General features: G+C 72.7%; 18 protein-coding genes, 1 pseudogene and 1 riboswitch. Of the genes and pseudogenes, 5 read left to right on the top strand and 14 right to left on the bottom strand.

Annotated features, from left to right (window positions below; all coding sequences use genetic code 11):
• Positions 1 to 5 precede the first annotated feature (5 nt).
• Complete coding sequence (locus tag BX286_RS22725) at positions 6 to 1,241, bottom strand: MFS transporter (RefSeq protein WP_187344176.1); 1,236 nt, start codon at positions 1,239 to 1,241, stop codon at positions 6 to 8.
• A 109-nt stretch (positions 1,242 to 1,350) separates the two neighbouring features.
• On the opposite strand from BX286_RS22725, the gene BX286_RS22720 reads away from it, so the two are divergent.
• Positions 1,351 to 1,887, top strand: a complete 537-nt coding sequence (locus BX286_RS22720) for a MarR family winged helix-turn-helix transcriptional regulator (RefSeq protein ID WP_187344175.1) — start codon at positions 1,351 to 1,353, stop codon at positions 1,885 to 1,887.
• Here BX286_RS22720 and BX286_RS22715 read toward each other — a convergent pair.
• From BX286_RS22715 to BX286_RS22705, 3 genes are all read right to left on the bottom strand, one after another.
• Positions 1,874 to 3,433 (bottom strand): ABC transporter substrate-binding protein, encoded by a 1,560-nt coding sequence (locus BX286_RS22715; RefSeq protein WP_079431911.1) that lies wholly within the window; start codon positions 3,431 to 3,433, stop codon positions 1,874 to 1,876. The two genes, BX286_RS22720 and BX286_RS22715, sit on opposite strands and share 14 nt — an antisense overlap.
• A gap of 124 nt (positions 3,434 to 3,557) precedes the next feature.
• Positions 3,558 to 4,943, bottom strand: coding sequence for a metallophosphoesterase (locus BX286_RS22710; protein WP_121016168.1), 1,386 nt, complete (start codon positions 4,941 to 4,943; stop codon positions 3,558 to 3,560).
• Positions 4,940 to 5,182 (bottom strand): SCO4848 family membrane protein, encoded by a 243-nt coding sequence (locus BX286_RS22705; protein ID WP_079429397.1) that lies wholly within the window; start codon positions 5,180 to 5,182, stop codon positions 4,940 to 4,942. The genes BX286_RS22710 and BX286_RS22705 overlap by 4 nt, the downstream gene beginning before the upstream one ends.
• A 121-nt stretch (positions 5,183 to 5,303) precedes the next feature.
• Between BX286_RS22705 and BX286_RS22700 the strand changes: the two genes are divergently transcribed.
• Positions 5,304 to 6,548: a D-alanyl-D-alanine carboxypeptidase family protein gene (locus BX286_RS22700; protein WP_237293059.1), complete on the top strand. Its 1,245-nt coding sequence runs from the start codon at positions 5,304 to 5,306 to the stop codon at positions 6,546 to 6,548.
• Here the strand turns inward: BX286_RS22700 and BX286_RS22695 are convergent.
• The 4 genes from BX286_RS22695 to glyA all read right to left on the bottom strand — a co-directional run bounded on the left by BX286_RS22695 (position 6,545) and on the right by glyA (position 10,774).
• The gene (locus BX286_RS22695) at positions 6,545 to 7,432 is read right to left on the bottom strand and encodes a YihY/virulence factor BrkB family protein (RefSeq protein ID WP_121016166.1); all 888 of its coding nucleotides are present in this window, start codon (positions 7,430 to 7,432) and stop codon (positions 6,545 to 6,547) included. The two genes, BX286_RS22700 and BX286_RS22695, sit on opposite strands and share 4 nt — an antisense overlap.
• 170 nt (positions 7,433 to 7,602) lie before the next feature.
• Complete coding sequence (locus BX286_RS22690) at positions 7,603 to 8,190, bottom strand: 2'-5' RNA ligase family protein (protein ID WP_079429394.1); 588 nt, start codon at positions 8,188 to 8,190, stop codon at positions 7,603 to 7,605.
• Between the two features lie 124 nt (positions 8,191 to 8,314).
• Positions 8,315 to 9,328: a tryptophan--tRNA ligase gene (trpS, locus tag BX286_RS22685; protein WP_079429393.1), complete on the bottom strand. Its 1,014-nt coding sequence runs from the start codon at positions 9,326 to 9,328 to the stop codon at positions 8,315 to 8,317.
• A gap of 177 nt (positions 9,329 to 9,505) precedes the next feature.
• Positions 9,506 to 10,774 carry a serine hydroxymethyltransferase gene (gene glyA / locus BX286_RS22680; protein WP_121016164.1) on the bottom strand — a complete coding sequence of 423 codons (1,269 nt, stop codon included), beginning with the start codon at positions 10,772 to 10,774 and terminating at the stop codon, positions 9,506 to 9,508.
• 35 nt (positions 10,775 to 10,809) lie between these two features.
• Positions 10,810 to 10,900, bottom strand: a riboswitch (ZMP/ZTP riboswitch).
• 116 nt (positions 10,901 to 11,016) lie between these two features.
• Here glyA and rocD point away from each other — a divergent pair.
• The gene (gene rocD / locus BX286_RS22675) at positions 11,017 to 12,225 is read left to right on the top strand and encodes an ornithine--oxo-acid transaminase (RefSeq protein ID WP_079429391.1); all 1,209 of its coding nucleotides are present in this window, start codon (positions 11,017 to 11,019) and stop codon (positions 12,223 to 12,225) included.
• 39 nt (positions 12,226 to 12,264) lie between these two features.
• Here rocD and BX286_RS22670 read toward each other — a convergent pair whose 3' ends face one another.
• Both BX286_RS22670 and BX286_RS22665 read right to left on the bottom strand, forming a co-directional pair.
• Positions 12,265 to 13,455 (bottom strand): glutathionylspermidine synthase family protein, encoded by a 1,191-nt coding sequence (locus tag BX286_RS22670; RefSeq protein ID WP_079429390.1) that lies wholly within the window; start codon positions 13,453 to 13,455, stop codon positions 12,265 to 12,267.
• Positions 13,456 to 13,461: 6 nt separating this feature from the next.
• Positions 13,462 to 13,761, bottom strand: a complete 300-nt coding sequence (locus BX286_RS22665) for a hypothetical protein (protein WP_121016162.1) — start codon at positions 13,759 to 13,761, stop codon at positions 13,462 to 13,464.
• Between the two features lie 100 nt (positions 13,762 to 13,861).
• On the opposite strand from BX286_RS22665, the gene BX286_RS22660 reads away from it, so the two are divergent.
• The gene (locus BX286_RS22660) at positions 13,862 to 14,689 is read left to right on the top strand and encodes a hypothetical protein (RefSeq protein ID WP_079431910.1); all 828 of its coding nucleotides are present in this window, start codon (positions 13,862 to 13,864) and stop codon (positions 14,687 to 14,689) included.
• Here the strand turns inward: BX286_RS22660 and BX286_RS22655 are convergent.
• The 3 genes from BX286_RS22655 to BX286_RS22645 are packed head-to-tail and all read right to left on the bottom strand — an operon-like array spanning position 14,676 to position 15,882.
• Positions 14,676 to 14,870 (bottom strand): DUF397 domain-containing protein, encoded by a 195-nt coding sequence (locus BX286_RS22655; protein ID WP_079429388.1) that lies wholly within the window; start codon positions 14,868 to 14,870, stop codon positions 14,676 to 14,678. The two genes, BX286_RS22660 and BX286_RS22655, sit on opposite strands and share 14 nt — an antisense overlap.
• Positions 14,867 to 15,058, bottom strand: a complete 192-nt coding sequence (locus BX286_RS22650; protein ID WP_079429387.1) for a DUF397 domain-containing protein — start codon at positions 15,056 to 15,058, stop codon at positions 14,867 to 14,869. Before BX286_RS22650 ends, BX286_RS22655 begins: the two co-directional genes overlap by 4 nt.
• Positions 15,055 to 15,882, bottom strand: a complete 828-nt coding sequence (locus BX286_RS22645; RefSeq protein ID WP_121016161.1) for a helix-turn-helix transcriptional regulator — start codon at positions 15,880 to 15,882, stop codon at positions 15,055 to 15,057. The genes BX286_RS22650 and BX286_RS22645 overlap by 4 nt, the downstream gene beginning before the upstream one ends.
• A 108-nt stretch (positions 15,883 to 15,990) precedes the next feature.
• Here BX286_RS22645 and BX286_RS22640 point away from each other — a divergent pair, with 108 nt between their 5' ends.
• A complete protein-coding gene (locus BX286_RS22640; RefSeq protein ID WP_079429385.1) occupies positions 15,991 to 16,416 on the top strand; it encodes an ATP-binding protein in 426 nt (141 codons plus the stop codon).
• On the opposite strand, the pseudogene BX286_RS22635 reads toward BX286_RS22640, so the two are convergent.
• Positions 16,397 to 17,813 (bottom strand): annotated as a pseudogene (locus tag BX286_RS22635) (PLP-dependent aminotransferase family protein). The gene BX286_RS22640 and the pseudogene BX286_RS22635 sit on opposite strands and share 20 nt — an antisense overlap.
• Between the last annotated feature and the right edge of the window lie 41 nt (positions 17,814 to 17,854).

The following is a 17,854-nucleotide window of genomic DNA, read 5'->3' as shown; positions in this document are numbered from 1 at the left end:
CGGGCTCAGGCGCCGAGGACGAGGAGGGTGGCGACCGCCGGGCCGAAGGCGCCGCCGAGCTGGTAGCAGAGGGTGAACAGGCCGATGGCGCTGGGCCGGTGGGCCTCGTCGTGGGCGGAGGCCACGGCGTGCGTCGACAGGACGGCGTTGGCGGCGCTGGCGGTGAAGACGCCGACCCCGGTGGCCACGACCAGCAGCGGACCGGAGGAGGCGAGGACCCCGGTGAGCGCGGCGGCGGCTCCGGCGGCGACGAGCACGCCGCGCACGGCCGCGCGGCCCATCCGGGCGGAGGCGGCGGCGAGCAGCCAGGACAGGGCGGAGCCGGCGAGCAGGGCGGCCAGCTGCCAGACCCCGGCGGAGGCGGCGTCCCATCCGGCGCGGTCGGCGAGCAGCCGGGGCACCGAGAAGAGCAGGGTGAAGTAGGAGGCCGACAGGGCCAGCGCGAGCAGCGCCGAGATCACGAAGACGGGCCGGCGCAGCAGCGCGGCGGGTACGAACCCGTCGGGGCGGCGGCGCACGTGCAGGGCGAGCAGGACGGCGACGGCGAGGGCGGCGCCCAGGGCGGCGAGCGGCTGGGTCGGCAGCAGGACGAGGGCGGTGGCGAACGCGGTCAGCAGGGCGGCGCCGCGGGCGTCGAAGCGGCCCGCGGGTGCGGGGGCGGCGTGTCCGGCGCGGCGCAGGACCACGGGCACCGCCAGCAGGGAGACCGCCTGGACGGCGAGGGCGAGGCGCCAGGAGGCGCCGTCCGCGAGGGTCCGGCCGAGGAGGGGTCCGGAGGCGCCGAGCATGCCGAACCCGGCGCTGATCACGCCCATCCGGCGGGCGGATCCGGCGAGGCTCACCGCCGCCGCGACGAATCCCGCGCCGCCGGCGGCCTGGGCGCAGCGGCCGAGGAGGGTGAGCGGCAGCCAGGGGGAGACGGCGACGAGCAGGGTGCCCGCCAGGACGAGGACGGTGGCCAGCCGGAGCACCGCCGCCAGGCCGCGGCGGCGCAGGAGCCCGGCGGTCAGGGGGGTGCCGACGGCCATGGCCCAGCCGAAGGCGGTGAGCAGCCAGGCGGCGGTGGCGTCGGCCACGCCGAGGGAGCGGGCCATGTCCGGGAGGATCAGCACGGGCGCGTTGGCCCCGGCGGCGATGGGCGTGGCGAGCAGGGCGAGCCAGAGGACCGGGACGGGGCCCGGGGCCGGCGCCGTGGCACTCCCCGTCGTCCTGCTGCTCTCGGTGGTGCCGGTGACCGTCATGGATGACCCACTCCCCTTCACGTCTCAACCTTGACAATCTCAACGTTGAGATAAAAACAGAGAGACTCCTTCAACGTCAAGTGTCTTAACGTTGAGGTATTATTGGGGCATGGAGCAGCCCGGAGAAGAACGAGACATGGTGGCCGGGGTCGTCGACCAGTGGCAGAGGGAGCGCCCGGACCTGACGCAGGCCCTGTGGCCCGTCGAGGTACTGGCCCGGATCCAGCGCATGAACCGGATCATCGACAAGTACCTCAAGGCCTTCACCGCCGGACACGGCCTGGAGGTGGGAGAGCTCGACGTACTGCTCAGCCTGCGCCGGTCGGGTCCGCCCTACGCGCTGACCGCCGGGGCCCTGCTGCCGGCGGCCATGGTGACCTCAGGCGCGATCACCAACCGGATCGACCGCCTGGAGGCCAAGGGCCTGGTGGAACGGGTCCGCGACGGCGCCGACCGCCGCTCGGTGCGGATCCGCCTGACGGAGAAGGGCCACGCGCTGGCCGACTCCGTCATGGAGGACCACCTGGAGCACTACGCGGGCCTGCTCGCCCCGCTGGACCGCGCGCAGTGCGACGCGCTGGGCGCCGCCCTGCGCACGCTCCTGGTGGCCCACGGGGACACCCTCGGCCCGGCTACAGCCAGTTGAGCTCCCACAGGCGCCACACGCCCGTGCCGTCGGAGAGGTACTGAAGGCCGGTGACGGCCTCGCGGGAGAGGACGTAGTCCTTCTTCTGCCAGATCGGCAGCAGCGGGATCTGCTGGGAGACCACCCGCTGGAGCTCGTGGAAGTCGTTGGAGGCCTCACCGCGGTCCTGGTAGGACTGGGTCCGGGTGATGAGGTCCTCGACGGTCTTGTCCGAGAAGCCGTTGTTCATGCTGGAGTCCTTGCCGACCAGCGGGGCGAGGAAGTTGTCCGCGTCCGGGAAGTCGGCGATCCAGCCGATGGTGTAGGCGTCGAACTCGCCCGCCGCGTAGGCCTTCTGGAAGTCCGCCCAGGCCTCGACCGGCTTGACGTTCAGCTGGAACAGCCCGGTGGACTCCAGCTGCCGCTTGATCTCCTCGGCCTCGGCCAGGTTCGCGCCGCGCGTGTTGACCCCGAGGGTGAGGGAGACCGGCACGCTGACGCCCGCGTCCGTGAGGAGCTTGCGGGCGGTCGCGCCGCTGGGCGAGGGGTAGGTGTCGAAGAACGGCGTGCTGTGCCCGGCGATCCCGGCCGGGACCAGGGAGTACAGCGGGGTGACCGTGCCCTTGTAGACATCAGCGGCGATCTTGGACCGGTCCAGCGCGGCGGCGATGGCCTGGCGGACGGCCGGCTTCTGGACCGTGGAGCCGGGGCGGACGTTGAAGACCATGTGACGGGTCTCGGTGCCGCCGGAGGTCTGGTAGCGGGTGTCCTTCAGACCCGGGTTGAGGCCCGCGAGCACCGACGGGGGCATGTCGCGGTGCGCGACCTCGATCTGGTGGTCCTTCCAGGCCTGGTCCAGCTGGGCCGAGTCCTTGAAGTACCGGACGGTGACGGCCGTCTGGGCGGGCTTGGCCTGCCCCTTGTACGCCGGGTTGGGCTTGAGCTGGGCGGTCGAACCGGCCTTGTAGCCGGTCAGGGTGAACGGGCCCGAGCCGTCGGCCTTGCCGTCCGCGCGCAGCCCCTTCGCCGGGTACTGCTCCTTGTCCACGATCGAGGCGGCGCCCGTCGCGATCTTGAAGGGGAAGGTGGCGTCGGGGGCGGCCAGGTTGAAGATGACGCTGCGGCCCTCGGCCTTGACCGACTCCAGGGTGTTGAACAGCGGGGCCGGGCCCTGGTCGGAGTTGATCTGCTTGATGCGGTCGAAGGAGAACTTCACGTCCTCGGCGGTGACCTGGCGGCCCCTGCCGAAGGTGAGGTCGGAGCGCAGCTCGCACCGGTAGGTGGTCAGCTTCTGCCCGACGAAGGCACAGGAGGACGCGGCGTCCGGGACCGGGGTGTCGGAGCCGGGCTTCATCGTCAGCAGCGACTGGAAGAGGTTGCTGTACAGGGCCCAGGAGCCGGCGTCGTAGGCCCCGGCCGGGTCCAGGGCGGAGACGGCGTCGGTGGTCCCGACGCGGATGGCGCCGTGGCCCTCGCCGCCCATGGGCAGCAGCTGCCAGGCGGCCACCCCGCCCGCGGCGGCGAGGACCAGCCCGGCCGCGATGACCTTCGTGCGGACAGAGCCCATCGCCATCCCCAGCCCCTTGAATCCCCGTCATGCGAACGGCTCATCCGACTATCGGACGAACGTCAGCCAGCCAATCACGGAAATCCAGCCACGGGAAGGGGCGTTTTGTCCCGGTCGCCGGCCGTCAGGTGTGGTATGAGGCGAGTTCTACGACCGTGATGTCGGACGGCGCGCCGACCCGGACCGGCGGCCCCCAGGCGCCCGCGCCCCGGGACACGTACAGCTGGGTGTCCCCGTACCGCTCCAGGCCCGCGACGGTCGGGTTGGCGAGCTCGGCGAGGTAGTTGCCGGGCCAGAGCTGGCCGCCGTGGGTGTGGCCGGAGAGCTGGAGGTCCACGCCGTGGCGGACGGCGTCGTCGATCACGACCGGCTGGTGGGCGAGGAGGACGGAGGTGCGGGAGCGGTCGCGGTCGCCGAGCGCGGCCTGGAAGTCGGGGCCCTCGCCCTCCTTCTCCCCCTGGACGTCGTTGACCCCGGCGAGGTCGAAGTGGGGCAGCTCGCGGCGGGCGTTCTCCAGCGGGACCAGGCCGAGTTCGCGGACGTGGTCGACCCACTGCCGGGCGCCGGAGAAGTACTCGTGGTTGCCGGTGACGAAGAAGGAGCCGTGGCGGGAGCGCAGTGCGCGCAGGGGTTCGGCGGCGGGGCCGAGGTCGTGGACGTTGCCGTCGACGAGGTCGCCGACGACGGCGATGAGGTCGGGCTGGGTGCGGTTGACGGTGTCGACGACGCGCTGGGTGTGTGCGCGGCCCAGGACGGGGCCGAGGTGGACGTCGCTGACGACGGCGATCCGGAACCCGTGCGCGGCGCGGGGCAGCCGGGCGAGGGGCACCTGCACCCGCTTGACGCGCGGACCGCGCAGCACCCCGTACGTCCCGTTCCCGACGGTCAGCCCCGCGGCGGCGACGGCGGCCCCGCCGACGGTCCGCGCGACGAACACCCGGCGGGTGACCCCGGCGGGGGCCGACGGCTCCGCCGGGGCGCCGCTCCCCCGCCCGGCCGGGGCCTCCGGGGCGTCGGCTTCCGCTGCGGCCGGGGCCGCGGAGCCCGGGCCGGGGCGGGGGGCGGGTTCGTGCGCGGGGGCGGGCTCGCGCACCGGGGCGGCCGCAGGCGCCCCGGCCGCATCCGCCGGGGTGCCGGACGGGCCGGCGGGCACCCCGGCGGGGTCCGGCCCCGCCCCGGCTGCGGCGTTCCGGCCGGTCCGGCGGAGCCATACGCGGCGGACGGGTTCCGCCACCAGCATCGCCAGCGTCAGGTACAGCAGCACCGCGAGCCACATGAAGCCCGGCCAGGCCACCAGCCGCTGGAACCAGAACGGGGCTCCGGCGCGGCCCGCGAGCAGGGCGGCCAGCGACAGCAGCGGCAGCGCGAACGCCAGGACCGTCCCGGCCCGCCGCGCGGGCCCGCCCGGGCGGGTGGTGTCACGGACCAGCCGCACCCACAGCCACCGATGGACCATCCCCAGCAGCGCGAGGACCGCGACGACCCCGACAATCACCACAAACACGGTCATCGTGATTCGCGTCGCAGTGCGAGGACGCTGCGCAACCCGATCACTCCGACGGCCGTCCCCAGGAGGAAGGACGTCACCGCGAGCAGGAGGTGGACCCAGAAGTAGGCAGTGGGCCGACCGTCATCGAAAGCCAGACCGCTGGCGTCATTGAAGAGGTTCTTGACGAACGTGGACCAGATCACCCAGGACCAAGCTCCGAACGCTGCGAGGAACCAGGACGCGGTGCGGCTGAGTTTCATGTCCCCAGTATCGGATTCGTCCCCAGGACGGACGCGGCGGGGTGGGCCGTACCGGGGGCGGTTCGCCCCGGTTGGCCGGTCCACGGCGCCGGGCAGCTCATCGGGATGTACGTTCACCTGCGTGTCTGCCAAGAAGACCGCGCTGACGGTCCTTTCCGCCGCACTGCTCGTTCCGGCGATGCTCGTCCCGCCCTCGACCGCGCATGCGGCGACGGTCCCGCCCGCGGACGGGAAGGGACGGCCGAAGCAGGCCCCGGCGGCGCCCGCACCGCCGCCTTCGATGTCCACGGTCGGCGGCCCCCGGCTCGGCCAGCCCGGCACCCAGGTGAACCTCCTGCCCGGCGCTCCCGCACTGCCCGCGAACCTCAGCGGCCGGTCCTGGATCGTGGCCGACGCCGAAACGGGCGAGGTCCTCGCGGCCCACAACGCCCACTGGCGGCTGCCCCCGGCGTCGACCCTGAAGATGCTCTTCGCGGACACCGTGCTGCCCACCCTGCCCAAGGACCAGGTGCACCACGTCACCGACCAGGACATGGACGGCGTCGGCCCGGGCAGCAGCCTGGTCGGGGTCAAGGAGGACCACGACTACACCGTCCACGACCTGTGGCTCGGGGTGTTCCTGCGCTCCGGCAACGACGCCGTGCACGTGCTTTCGGCCATGAACGGCGGCGTCGACAAGACCGTCAAGGACATGCAGGCGCACGCCGAGGAACTGCAGGCCCTGGACACGCACGTGGTCTCGCCCGACGGCTACGACGCCCCGGAACAGGTCTCCAGCGCCTACGACCTCACCCTCATCGCCCGCTCCGGACTCCAGAAGCAGGACTTCCGCGAGTACTGCGGCACCGCCGAGGCCAGGTTCCCGGGCCGCCAGGAGGCGGGCCGGCCGCGCGAGTACTTCGAGATCCAGAACACCAACCGGCTGATGACCGGCGCCGGCGGCGTCAGCCCGTACAAGGGCATCGCCGGGGTGAAGAACGGCAACACCACCATGGCCGGCTCCACCTTCACCGGCGCGGCCCAGCGCGGGAACAAGAAGCTGCTGGTCACGGTGATGAACCCGGACCACGGCGGGCTCAACTCGGTCTACGAGGAGACGGCCGACCTCTTCGACTGGGGTTTCGCGGCGATCGGCAAGGTCAAGCCGGTCGGCGCGCTGGTGCCGCCGAAGAACGCGGACACCAAGCCCTACGGCTCCCCCGCGAAGTCCCACGAGAACACCCCCGTGGCCGACGGCCCGCCGGCGGGCGGCGGCGGCCTCGGCACCGCGCTCGCCATCGCGGGCGGAGCGCTGGCCGTGGTCGCGGGCGGAGCCTTCGTGGTCAACCGCCGCTGGCCGCGCGGCCGCCGCGGCCAGGGCTCCTAGGAGCCGGACGCGGCCCCTTCGGCCTCCTTCTCCTCCGGGTCGCGGGCCGCGGTCCAGGCGGAGCAGAACAGGAGCAGCTTCGCCGTGAAGTTGATCCACAGGAGGAGGGCGATGGGCACGCCGAAGGCCCCGTACATGCTCTTGGCGGCGACCTCGCGCATATAGCCGCTGAGCAGCAGTTTCAGCAGTTCGAAGCCGGCCGCGCCGATCAGCGCGGCCTGCAGGAGGCGGGCGCGCGGCGGCTCGACGCCGGGCAGCAGGCTCAGCAGGTAGAGCAGGAGCAGGAAGGCCGCGAGGACGCCGACGAGGAAGGCGGCGGCCCGCAGCAGCATCCCGCCCGCGCCCTCGCGCGGGATGCCGAGGAGCTCCGCGAACTTGCCGACCGCGGTGGACCCGATGATCGAAGCGGCGGCCGAGGCCAGGGCCGCTCCGCCGAGACCGAGCAGGACGAGGGCGTCCTTGCCCTTGCGGACGAAGGGGTTGCCCTGGTCCTCGTCGTCCTTCTCCCACACGGCGCGCAGGCAGTCGCGCATCGAGGCGATCCAGCCGATGCCGGTGAACAACAGGAGCGCGCCGGCGACGAGGCCGACCGTGCCGGCGTTGGCGACGAGGCCGGGGAGGTCGAGCTGGTCGGAGATGCCGGGGACCTGCTCCCCCAGGCTCTTCTGGAGCCGGTCCAGCTGCTCCTGGCTGAGCAGCGCGGCGCCGACGGCGGCCGCGACGGTGATCAGCGGGAAGAGTGCGAGGAAGCTGATGAAGGTGATCGCCGCGGCGAGCCGGGACCAGTGCACGCGGTCGAGGAGCTCGTAGGAACGCCAGGCGTGGGTCCGCATGAGGGCGGATACGATCGGCCCGATCACCGGGAGTTTCTTCAGCCAGTCCATGGGGGCCACCGTAAATGAGCTGCCGGAAATAGCCGGGATTGCCGCTTTCGGGCACTACGGTCGTCGTTTGTGACTTTTCGTCCCCAGTCGTCCCGACCGTTCCGCGCCCTGGTCCTGCGAAGGCTCCGGTTCCACGCCCTGCGCGTGTTCCGGGGCCCGCGGCCCTCGCGTCAGGACCGCCGTATGGCGGTGTCGGCGGAGGCCGGACCCGACTGTGCGGGGATGGCCGTCGCGGCGGTGCCGAAGGGGTACTCGCGCAGTTTGCGCCAGACCCCGTCCGAGCCCTGCTCGTAGAGGGCGAAGCCCTGGCACTGCCAGCCGGCGGCGTAGTCGGCGAGCTCGGCGAAGGCCCGGTCCATCGCCTCCTCGGAGATCCCGTGGGCGACCGTGACGTGCGGGTGGTACGGGAAGGCCAGCTCGCGGTCGAGCGGGCCCTCGGGGTCGCGGATGCGGCCCTGGAGGCTGGTGCAGCCCTCGGCGCCCTCGGCGAGCCGGACGAAGACGACCGGCGAGAGGGGCCGGAAGGTTCCCGTCCCCTCCAGCCGCATCGCGAACGAGGGGAAGGACCGGGCGACCTCGGCGAGGTGCGCGCGGATCGCCGCCAGCCGGCCGGCCTCCACCTCGGTGGGCGGCACGAGGGTCACGTGCGTGGGGATGCCGTGCGCGGCGGCGTCCCCGAAGCCGGCGCGCAGCTGCTGGAGCTGGCTGCCGTACGGCTCCGGGACCGCGATCGAAACGCCGAGCGTTACGGTCCCCACGTGATCTCCTCCGCGCGTGTGTGGTGTGTGGTCACATCGAGTGGTCGGGTCGATGTGCTCGCATCGGGTGCTGCCGCCTCAGTGTGGCGCCAGCACCCCCTCGGCCGCCAGGGGCTCCGGTCCGTCAGTGCTTGGCGGGGACGAACCCGATGCGGTCGTAGGCCTGCGCCAGGGTCTCCGCGGCGACCGCCCGGGCCTTCTCCGCGCCCTTGGCCAGCACGGCGTCCAGGGTCTCCGGGTCGTCCAGGAACTCCTGGGTGCGCTGCTTGAAGGGTGTGACGAAGTCGACCATCACGCCGGCCAGGTCGGTCTTCAGCGCGCCGTAGCCCTTGCCCTCGTACGCGGCCTCCAGGGCGGGGATCGACTCGCCCGTGAGGGTGGAGTAGATCGTGAGCAGGTTGCTGACGCCGGGCTTCTTCTCGGCGTCGAAGCGGATCTCGGCCTCGGTGTCGGTGACCGCGCTCTTGATCTTCTTCTCGGTGGCCTTGGGCTCGTCGAGGAGGCTGATCAGGCCCTTGGGGGAGGACGCGGACTTAGACATCTTGATCGAGGGGTCCTGGAGGTCGTAGATCTTCGCGACCTCCTTGACGATGTGCGCGGCGGGCAGGGTGAAGGTCTGGCCGTAGCGGTGGTTGAACCGCTCGGCGAGGTCGCGGGTCAGCTCCACGTGCTGGCGCTGGTCCTCGCCGACGGGGACGGCGTTCGCCTGGTAGAGGAGGATGTCGGCGACCTGGAGGATCGGGTACGTGAACAGGCCGACGCTGGCGCTGTTGACCCCGCCCTTGGCGGACTTGTCCTTGAACTGGGTCATCCGGCTGGCCTCGCCGAAGCCGGTGATGCAGTTCATGACCCAGGCGAGCTGCGCGTGCTCCGGGACGTGGCTCTGGATGAAGAGCGTGCAGCGCTCGGGGTCCAGACCGGCGGCGAGGAGCTGCGCGGCGGAGAGGCGGGTGTTCGCGCGGAGGTCCTTGGGGTCCTGCGGCATGGTGATCGCGTGCAGGTCGACGACCATGTAGAACGCGTCGTGCGTCTCCTGGAGGGCGACGTACTGGCGGATCGCTCCGAGGTAGTTCCCGAGGTGGAACGAGCCGGAGGTGGGCTGGATGCCGGAGAGCGCGCGGGGACGGTCAGAAGCCATGCCGCCATTCTCTCAGGTACCGGCTGCGTCTCCGGCCCCGCGCCCCTGGGGGCTTCGCCCCCAGACCCTCCCCCAGCTACCGCTGGGGGTACCCCCAGCGCCTCAATCGCCGGCGGGGCTGTTTACAGCCCCGCCGGCGATTGAGGCGGAAACGGAGAAAGGGCGGGGCGGGGAGAACTACGCCACCGGGAGGCCCGGGGCCGGGAACGCGGCCAGGAGGTCGGCGACCTCGGACCGGATCTTCGCGAGGGCCGGCTCGTCGGCCTTGGCGGCGGCGTCCACCGCACGGGAGATCCAGTCGGCGACCGCCGGCATGTGGTCCGCCGACAGGCCGCGCGACGTCAGCGACGGCGTACCGATCCGGATCCCCGAAGGGTCGAACGGCTTGCGCGGGTCGAACGGCACCGTGTTGTAGTTGACCACGATCCCGGCCCGGTCCAGCGCCTTCGCCGCCACCTTCCCCGGCACGCCCCGCGAGGTGAGGTCCATCAGGATCAGGTGGTTGTCCGTACCGCCCGAGACCAGGTCGAAGCCCCGCTCCAGCAGCGCCGCGGCCAGCGCCTTCGCGTTGGCCACGACCGCGTGGGCGTAGGACGTGAAGGCCGGCTGGGCCGCCTCGTGCAGGGCCAACGCGATGCCCGCCGTCGTCTGGTTGTGCGGGCCGCCCTGGAGGCCGGGGAAGACCGCCTTGTCGATGGCCTTCGCGTGCTCCTCCTTGCACATCAGCATGGCGCCCCGCGGCCCGCGCAGGGTCTTGTGGGTGGTCGTGGAGACCACGTCCGCGTAGGGGACCGGCGAGGGGTGGGCGCCGCCCGCGATCAGGCCGGCGATGTGGGCCACGTCCGCGACCAGGACCGAGCCCGCCTCCTTCGCGATCGACGCGAACGCCTCGAAGTCGATCGTGCGCGGGAGGGCCGTGCCCCCGCAGAACAGGATCTTCGGCCGCTCCGCCAGGGCGAGGTCGCGCACCGCGTCGTAGTCGATCAGGCCGTCCTCGGCCCGCACGCCGTACTGGACGCCGCGGAACCAGGAGCCCGTCGCCGAGACGCCCCAGCCGTGCGTCAGGTGGCCGCCCATCGGCAGGGCCATGCCCATCACCGTGTCGCCGGGCCGGGCGAAGGCCAGGTAGACGGCCAGGTTGGCCGGGGAGCCGGAGTAGGGCTGGACGTTGGCGTGCTCCACCCCGAACAGGCCCTTGGCGCGCTCGACCGCCAGCGCCTCGACGCGGTCGATGTTCTGCTGGCCCTCGTAGTAGCGGCGGCCCGGGTAGCCCTCGCTGTACTTGTTCTGCAGGACCGTCCCGGAGGCCTCCAGGACGGCCGCGGAGACGTAGTTCTCGCTGGGGATCAGCCGCAGCGTCTGCGCCTGGAGGGTTTCCTCGGCGGTGACGAGCGAGGCGAGTTCGGGGTCGGTGGCGAGCAGGGCGGGCTGGCGGTGCGCGGTCATCGCGGCTCCTCCGGGGTCGATGTCGTGTCTCGTCCCCGCGAGGCCCAGGCGAGCGGCCCTGTGTGCGGTAGTGCGCGCACGACTCCCCCGGAGTTGGTTCCCCGTACGCCAGTCGCCGTGCGTACCGAACACCTTAGCGGGCGAAGCACCCGGGAGGTTTCCGCGTCCACGATCCGAGCGACGATACAAAGGACGCCACCCATGTCACCCGCGTCACCAGCAGACGGACGATCGGAGACCCCGTGTCGAGAACAGCTGATGCCATCCGCTCCGCCGACGAACACAGCGCGCACAACTACCATCCCCTCCCGGTCGTCGTGGCCTCGGCGGAGGGCGCGTGGATGACCGACGTGGAGGGGCGGCGCTACCTCGACATGCTCGCCGGGTACTCGGCGCTCAACTTCGGCCACGGCAACCGGCGCCTGATCGACGCGGCCAAGGCCCAGCTGGAGCGGGTCACCCTCACCTCCCGGGCCTTCCACCACGACCGCTTCGCCGAGTTCTGCACCGAACTCGCCGCCCTGTGCGGCAAGGAGATGGTGCTGCCCATGAACACGGGCGCGGAGGCCGTGGAGACGGCGGTCAAGACGGCCCGCAAGTGGGGGTACGAGGTCAAGGGCGTCCCGGACGGCCAGGCCAAGATCGTCGTCGCGGCCGACAACTTCCACGGCCGGACGACGACCATCGTCAGCTTCTCCACCGACCACGACGCCCGCGACCACTTCGGCCCCTACACGCCGGGCTTCGAGATCGTCCCGTACGGGGACCTCACCGCGCTCTCCCGCGCCGTCACCGCCAACACCGTCGCCGTGCTGCTGGAGCCGATCCAGGGCGAGGCGGGCGTCCTGGTCCCGCCGCCCGGATACCTGGCCGGCGTACGGGAGCTGACGCGCGAGCGGAACGTGCTGTTCATGGCGGACGAGATCCAGTCGGGCCTCGGCCGCACGGGCAGGACCTTCGCGTGCGAGCACGAGGACGTCGTCCCGGACGTGTACGTGCTGGGGAAGGCGCTCGGCGGCGGTGTCGTGCCCGTGTCCGCCGTGGTCGCCGACCGCGACGTGCTCGGCGTGTTCCGGCCCGGGGAGCACGGCTCCACCTTCGGCGGGAACCCGCTCGCCTGCGCCGTCGCCCTGGAGGTGATCGCGATGCTGCGCACCGGCGAGTACCAGCAGCGCGCCACGGAACTCGGCGACCACCTGCACCGGGAGCTGAACCTGCTGGCCGGAGGCGGCGCGGTGACCGCCGTGCGCGGGCGCGGGCTGTGGGCGGGCGTCGACATCGACCCGGCGCGCGGCACGGGCCGGGAGGTCTCCGAGAAGCTGATGGGGCGCGGGGTCCTGGTGAAGGACACGCACGGGTCGACGATCCGGATCGCGCCGCCGCTGGTGATCTCCAAGGAGGACCTGGACTGGGGTCTGGAGCAGCTGCGCGCGGTCCTCGCCGCCGGCTGACGAGGGGCGGGGGTGCCCTGCCGGGCACCCCCGGGAGGATCAGAGGATGACGTGGGGCAGGAAGCGGGCGTACTCGTCCGTGACCGGGCCCGCGGACTCGCGGATGCCGAGTCCGGCCGCCTCCTCCTCGACCACCCACGCGCCGAGGACCACGCGGTTCCCGTCGAAGTCGGGCAGCGGGGCCAGCGCCTGGAAGACGTACGTCTCGCCCTCGGCCGGTACGAACGGCTCGCCGCCCGGCTCGTGCAGGCTGACCCCGGCGCCCTCCCGGCCCAGCAGGGGCTTGGCGGCGTAGCCGCCGGACCCGGCCAGCTCGCGCGGGCCGTCGAGGTAGGCGGGCAGCAGGTTCGGGTGCTCGGGGAAGAGCTCCCAGAGGATCGCCAGCAGCGCCTTGTTGGCCAGCAGCATCTTCCACAGGGGCTCGATCCAGGCGGTGGTGCCGGTGCCGCCGCCGTGGTCGTAGGTGCCCAGGACGTGCGGGCCGAACTCGTCCTCGACCAGCCACTCCCACGGGTAGAGCTTGAAGCAGGCCCGGATGAAGCGGAGCCGGTCGTCCACGAACCGGTTCGAGAGGCCGTCCCAGCCGATGGTCTCCACGGACAGGGCGTGGGTCTCGATCCCGGCCTGCTCGGCGGTCTCCTGGAGGTAGGCGACCGTCATCAGGTCCTCGCCGAGCTCGTCGGTCTCGGAGTGCGCGAAGTGCAGCGGGCCGGGCGGCAGGAGTTCGGCCTGCCGGCGCCAGGCGTCGACCAGCCGCTCGTGCAGGGAGTTCCACTGGTCGGCGCCGGGGAAGCGCTCCTCCATCCAGAACCACTGCGGGCTCGCCGCCTCCACCAGGGAGGTGGGGGTGTCGGCGTTGTACTCCAGCAGCTTGGCGGGGCTGCCGGAGCCGTCGTAGCGCAGGTCGAAGCGGCCGTAGAGGGAGGGCTGCTCGGCGCGCCTGCGCCAGGACTCGGCGATGAGCGCCGCGACCTTCGGGTCGGTGATGCCGAGGTCGGCGAAGCGGTCGTGCTCCACGATGTGGGCGGCCGCCGCCAGGCACATGGCGTGCAGTTCCTCGACCACGTTCTCCAGCGCCTCCACCTCGGGGAGGGAGAAGGAGTAGTACGCGCTCTCGTCCCAGTAGGGGCGCAGGGAGTCGTCGGGGAAGCGGGTGAGGGGGTAGATCAGGCCCTGCTCCTCGACGGTCTTCTGCCAGTCGGGGCGGGGTTCGATGGTGTGGCGCTCCACAGGGCCTCAGCCGCCGGAGGAGCTGGAGTGGCTGCCGCCGATGCCGCCGCGGGTGACGGCCGACTTCTCGAAGCTGCCGCCGGTCACCTTGCCGTTGCTGACGGTGCCGCCGTAGTAGTACGAGCCGCGGCCGCCGCTCTTGCAGTCCTTCATGTTGAGGTGTTCCAGCGTGGAGCGGGACGCGCAGCGCTTGTCGGGCTCGTCGCCGCTGGCGCAGGCCACGAGGGTGGCGGCGAGCAGGCCCATGCCGCCGAGGGCGACCGCGCCGGAGCGCATGCGTCGTCGGGTGGTGTCGCTGGTGTCCATGGCGAGCACCTTAGATCGGCCGGACGCGGGGATGGAATCCGGCCGTCGTCACACCCTTGTCACGGCGGCGGCCCTAGAGTCGGCTTTCGTGCTGATCGGAATGGTTTGCGCGCTGGGCGCGGCGGTGTGTTTCGGTACGGCCTCGGTCCTCCAGGCGATGGCGGCCCGGGCGGCGGCCCGGCCGGAGGGGGCGGCGGGCTCGGGGGTGGACGCCGCCCTGTTCCTGCGGGCGGTGCGGCAGTGGCGGTACGTGGCGGGGCTGGGGCTGGACGCGGTGGGCTTCGTGCTCCAGATCATCGCCCTGCGGAACGTCCCGATCTACGCGGTGGGGGCCGCGCTGGCGGCGAGCCTGGCGGTGACGGCGGTGGTCGCGGCGCGGCTGCTGGGGGTGCGGCTGTCGCGGCTGGAGTGGGGCGCGGTGGCGGTGGTGTGCGCGGGGCTGCTGATGCTGGGCCTGGCGTCGGGTGAGGAGGGGCACGGGGCCGGGACGCTCGCGCTGAAGCTGGGGCTGCTGGGGGTGGCGGGGCTGGTGCTGCTGGTGGGGGCGGTGTCCGGGCGGCTGCCGGAGGGCTCGCGCGCGCTGGTCCTCGGCCTGGCTGCGGGGACGGGCTTCGGGGTGGTGGAGGTGGCCGTCCGCCTCATCGACACGCTGTCCCTGCGGGAGCTGCGCAACCCGGCGCTGTACGCGTTGCTGCTGGGCGGGGCGGCGGCCTTCCTGCTGCTGACCTCCGCGTTGGAGCGGGGCTCGGTGACGGCGGCGACGGCCGGGCTGGTGCTCGGCGAGACGGTCGGGCCGGCGGCGGTGGGCGTGGCGTGGCTCGGCGACCGCCCCCGCGAGGGCCTGGCCTGGCTGGCCGTGACGGGTTTCGCGGTGGCGGTGGCCGGAGCGTTGGCGCTGTCGCGCTTCGGGGAGCCTAGGGAGTCCTGACGGCTCCCAGGAAGGCGGCGAAGGCGGGCGCGGAGAAGGTCAGCACGGGTCCGCCGTCGCCCGCCTTGGAGTCCCGGACGGGGACGGTGCCGGGGAGGTTGGTGGCGACCTCGACGCAGTCGCCGCCGTTGCTGCTGTGGGAGGACGTGAACCAGCGCGGTGCGTCGGGGGAGTTCGTCATGGGGCCTTGATACCCGCGACGAACGCCGCGAACGCCGCCGCCCGGAAGTTCAGCACCGGGCCGCCGGGCGTCTTGGAGTCCCGGACCGGGACGACACCGGGCAGGTTGGTGGCGACTTCCACGCACTGGCCGCCGTTGTTGCTGTACGAGGACGTGAACCAACGGGGGGTTTCGGTCGAGGTCGTCACGGGGTGCCCTTTCGCAACGTGCTGATCATGGCCACGGAAGCCGCCTGGGACAGCGCCTCTGCCTGGAGTTGATGATAGGCCGTCAAGATCGGCAGAACCGCAGTGCTTTCCCTTTCAAGGTAGCCCCGTTGGGCGGACTCGGCATACGACATGAGCGTGCGATCGGGCTGGGTGAGTACGGTCACCGGCAGGTCGAACGGTCGCCGCTCCCCCATGTCGAACGGTGCCACCTGGAGCACGGTGTTCGGCAGCTCCGCGAACTCGACGAGGTGCGCCAACTGCGCGTCCATGACGGCGGGACCGCCGATGGGCCTGCGCAGGCAGCTCTCGTCGAGCACCACGAAGATCAGGGGCGCCAAGCGCCGCACGAGGGAGGCCTGACGGTCCGCCACCAGGGCGATCCGTTCGGCGGCCTGTTCCGGCGTGATCGCCCCACGCCTGACGGCGGATTCGGCGAGCACCGTCGCGTACTCCCGTGTCTGCAACAGCCCCGGGACCACACCGACCTCGTACAGCCGGATCTCCGCCGCCCGCCCCTCGTACCCCACGAATTCCGGGAAGCCCTCCAGCAGGCTGCCTTGCCGCATCTCCCGCCACTCGCGCTCGAACACGTCCCCGGTCCCCAGCGCCCTGTCCGCACTACGCGCGAACGGCAAAGTCGGCACTTTGCGACCAGTTTCCACACCCGAGACGTGGGTGCTCGAATACCCCATGCGCTCGCCCAGCTCGTCCTGCCGCCAGCCGCGCGTCACCCGCAAGGTGCGCAAGCGGGCACCGAAGGCGGCCTGCGGCGAACTCTCCGGGTTCAGTTCCTTGATGTTCACAGGGCTCCCACCAACTTCCTGTCCTCCCCTGACACGTTGATTGCTTCCCTGCGAAGGACCACGCTGAACCTGCCCGGTAGTTGCACGACTACGGAGAGGAGCGGCGGCATGGCCGACGACCGAAACGAATGGCGCCAGCGGTTCAGCAGCACCCGGCGGGGCGCACGCCTCGCCCGGCATCTGGCGGTGCTCGAACTGTGCCGGTGGGACTTCCCGCTCGGCGGGGACGAGTCCGACCGGGTGGCGCAGGTGGTCGCGGAGCTGGCGGCCAACGCCGTGACCCACGGCTCCGTGCCGGGGCGGGACTTCGAGCTCGGGCTGCGGCGGCTGGACGGGGTGCTGCGGGTGGAGGTGTCCGACGCGCACGCGGGACGCCAGCCCGACCTCCGCCCCGCCGGGGACGGCCACGGCTACGGGCTGCGGATCGTGGACGAGCTCTCCGACGCCTGGGGCGTCACCGGGCGGGTGGTCGGCAAGACCGTCTGGGCCGAGGTCGTCCCGCGGCGGCGGCCCGCTACGGGAGCGCGGCCGTGAGGGCTTGCAGGGTCGGGGTCCAGGCGCTGTCCACCGGGGTTCCGTAGCCGACCACCAGCGCCTCCCGCGCCGGCATCTCGGTCTCCGGGTGCCGGTACCGTTCCAGGCCCTCCACCGCCAGGCCCTGCCAGGCCGCGGCCTGGACGATCGAGCGCTCCGTGCCGGCCGGAAGAGTCCAGCACCGCGTGCAGTCCCGCCGCGATCCCGGAGACGGGCACCTGCCCGCCCACCGCGGCGACCAGCTCGTCGCGCCGGCGCCGGTAGCGCAGCCGCATCGCCCGTACGTGCCGGTCGTACGCCCCGGAGGTGATGAACTCCGCCAGGGTCAGCTGGTCCAGCGCGCTCGACGTCCACTCGGCCGGCCCCTTCGCCGACATCACCTCGTCCAGCAGGTCCGGCGGGACGACCATCCAGCCCATCCGCAGCGCCGGGGCGAGGGACTTGCTGGCGGTGCCCAGGTAGACCACCCGGTCGGGGTCAAGGCCCTGGAGCGCGCCGACCGGCTGGCGGTCGTAGCGGAACTCCCCGTCGTAGTCGTCCTCCAGGACCAGTCCGCCCGTGGTCCGCGCCCAGTCCACCGCCGCCGCCCGCCGCTCGGGGGTCAGGGCCGCCCCGGTGGGGAACTGGTGCGCCGGAGTCAGCAGGACCGCGCCGAGACGGGGGCCGAGTCCGGGCAGGTCCGTGGTGCGGGCCCCGGCCTCGTCCACCCACAGGGGGCGGGTGCGCAGCCCGGCGCCCGTGAACAGGTTGCGGTGCAGGTCGAGGCTGTAGCCCTCCACGGCCATCTCCCGTACCCGGCGCCCCCGCAGCACCTGTCCGAGCAGCCGCGCGGCATGGACGAAGCCGGCGCACAGCACGATGCGGTCCGGGTCTGCGTAGACCCCGCGCGCTCGCGCCAGGTACCCGGCCAGCGCCTCGCGCAGCTCGATCCGGCCGCGCGTGTCGGTGCCGTAGCCGAAGGCCTCGTTCGGGGCGTCGGTCAGGGCCCGCCGGCCCGCCGCCAGCCAGGCGGCGCGCGGGAAGGCGCCCACGTCGGGCGAGCCGGGCACCAGGCTGTACGCGGGACCGCGGCGCGCGGGCCGGCGCACCCGGGGCGGGACCGGGGCGCGGCGGGGCCTGGCCCGTTCGGCCACACGGGTGCCGGAGCCCTGGCGGGCCGTCAGCCAGCCCTCGGCGACGAGCTCGGCGTAGGCCTCCGCGACGGTGTTGCGGGCGATGCCCAGGTCGGCGGCGAAGGTGCGGGAGGAGGGCAGCCGGGTGCCCGGCGCCAGCCGCCCGCTGCGGGCGGCCTCCCGCAGCGACTCGGTGAGCGCGGCCCGCAGGCCGCGTTCCCCCGCCGCCACCGAGGAGAGGTCCAGATGCAGGTCGGCGCCGTAAGTGGCCCACGAATCCGTCATGGATATGGACCATATAGGCGGGCCGTCCGATACGTACGGTG

Source organism: Streptomyces sp. 3211.6, assembly GCF_003634815.1.
GTDB lineage: Bacteria > Actinomycetota > Actinomycetes > Streptomycetales > Streptomycetaceae > Streptomyces > Streptomyces katrae_A.
The sequence above is the reverse complement of the archived record's forward strand: the minus strand, read 5'-3'. Positions and strand labels throughout refer to the sequence as shown.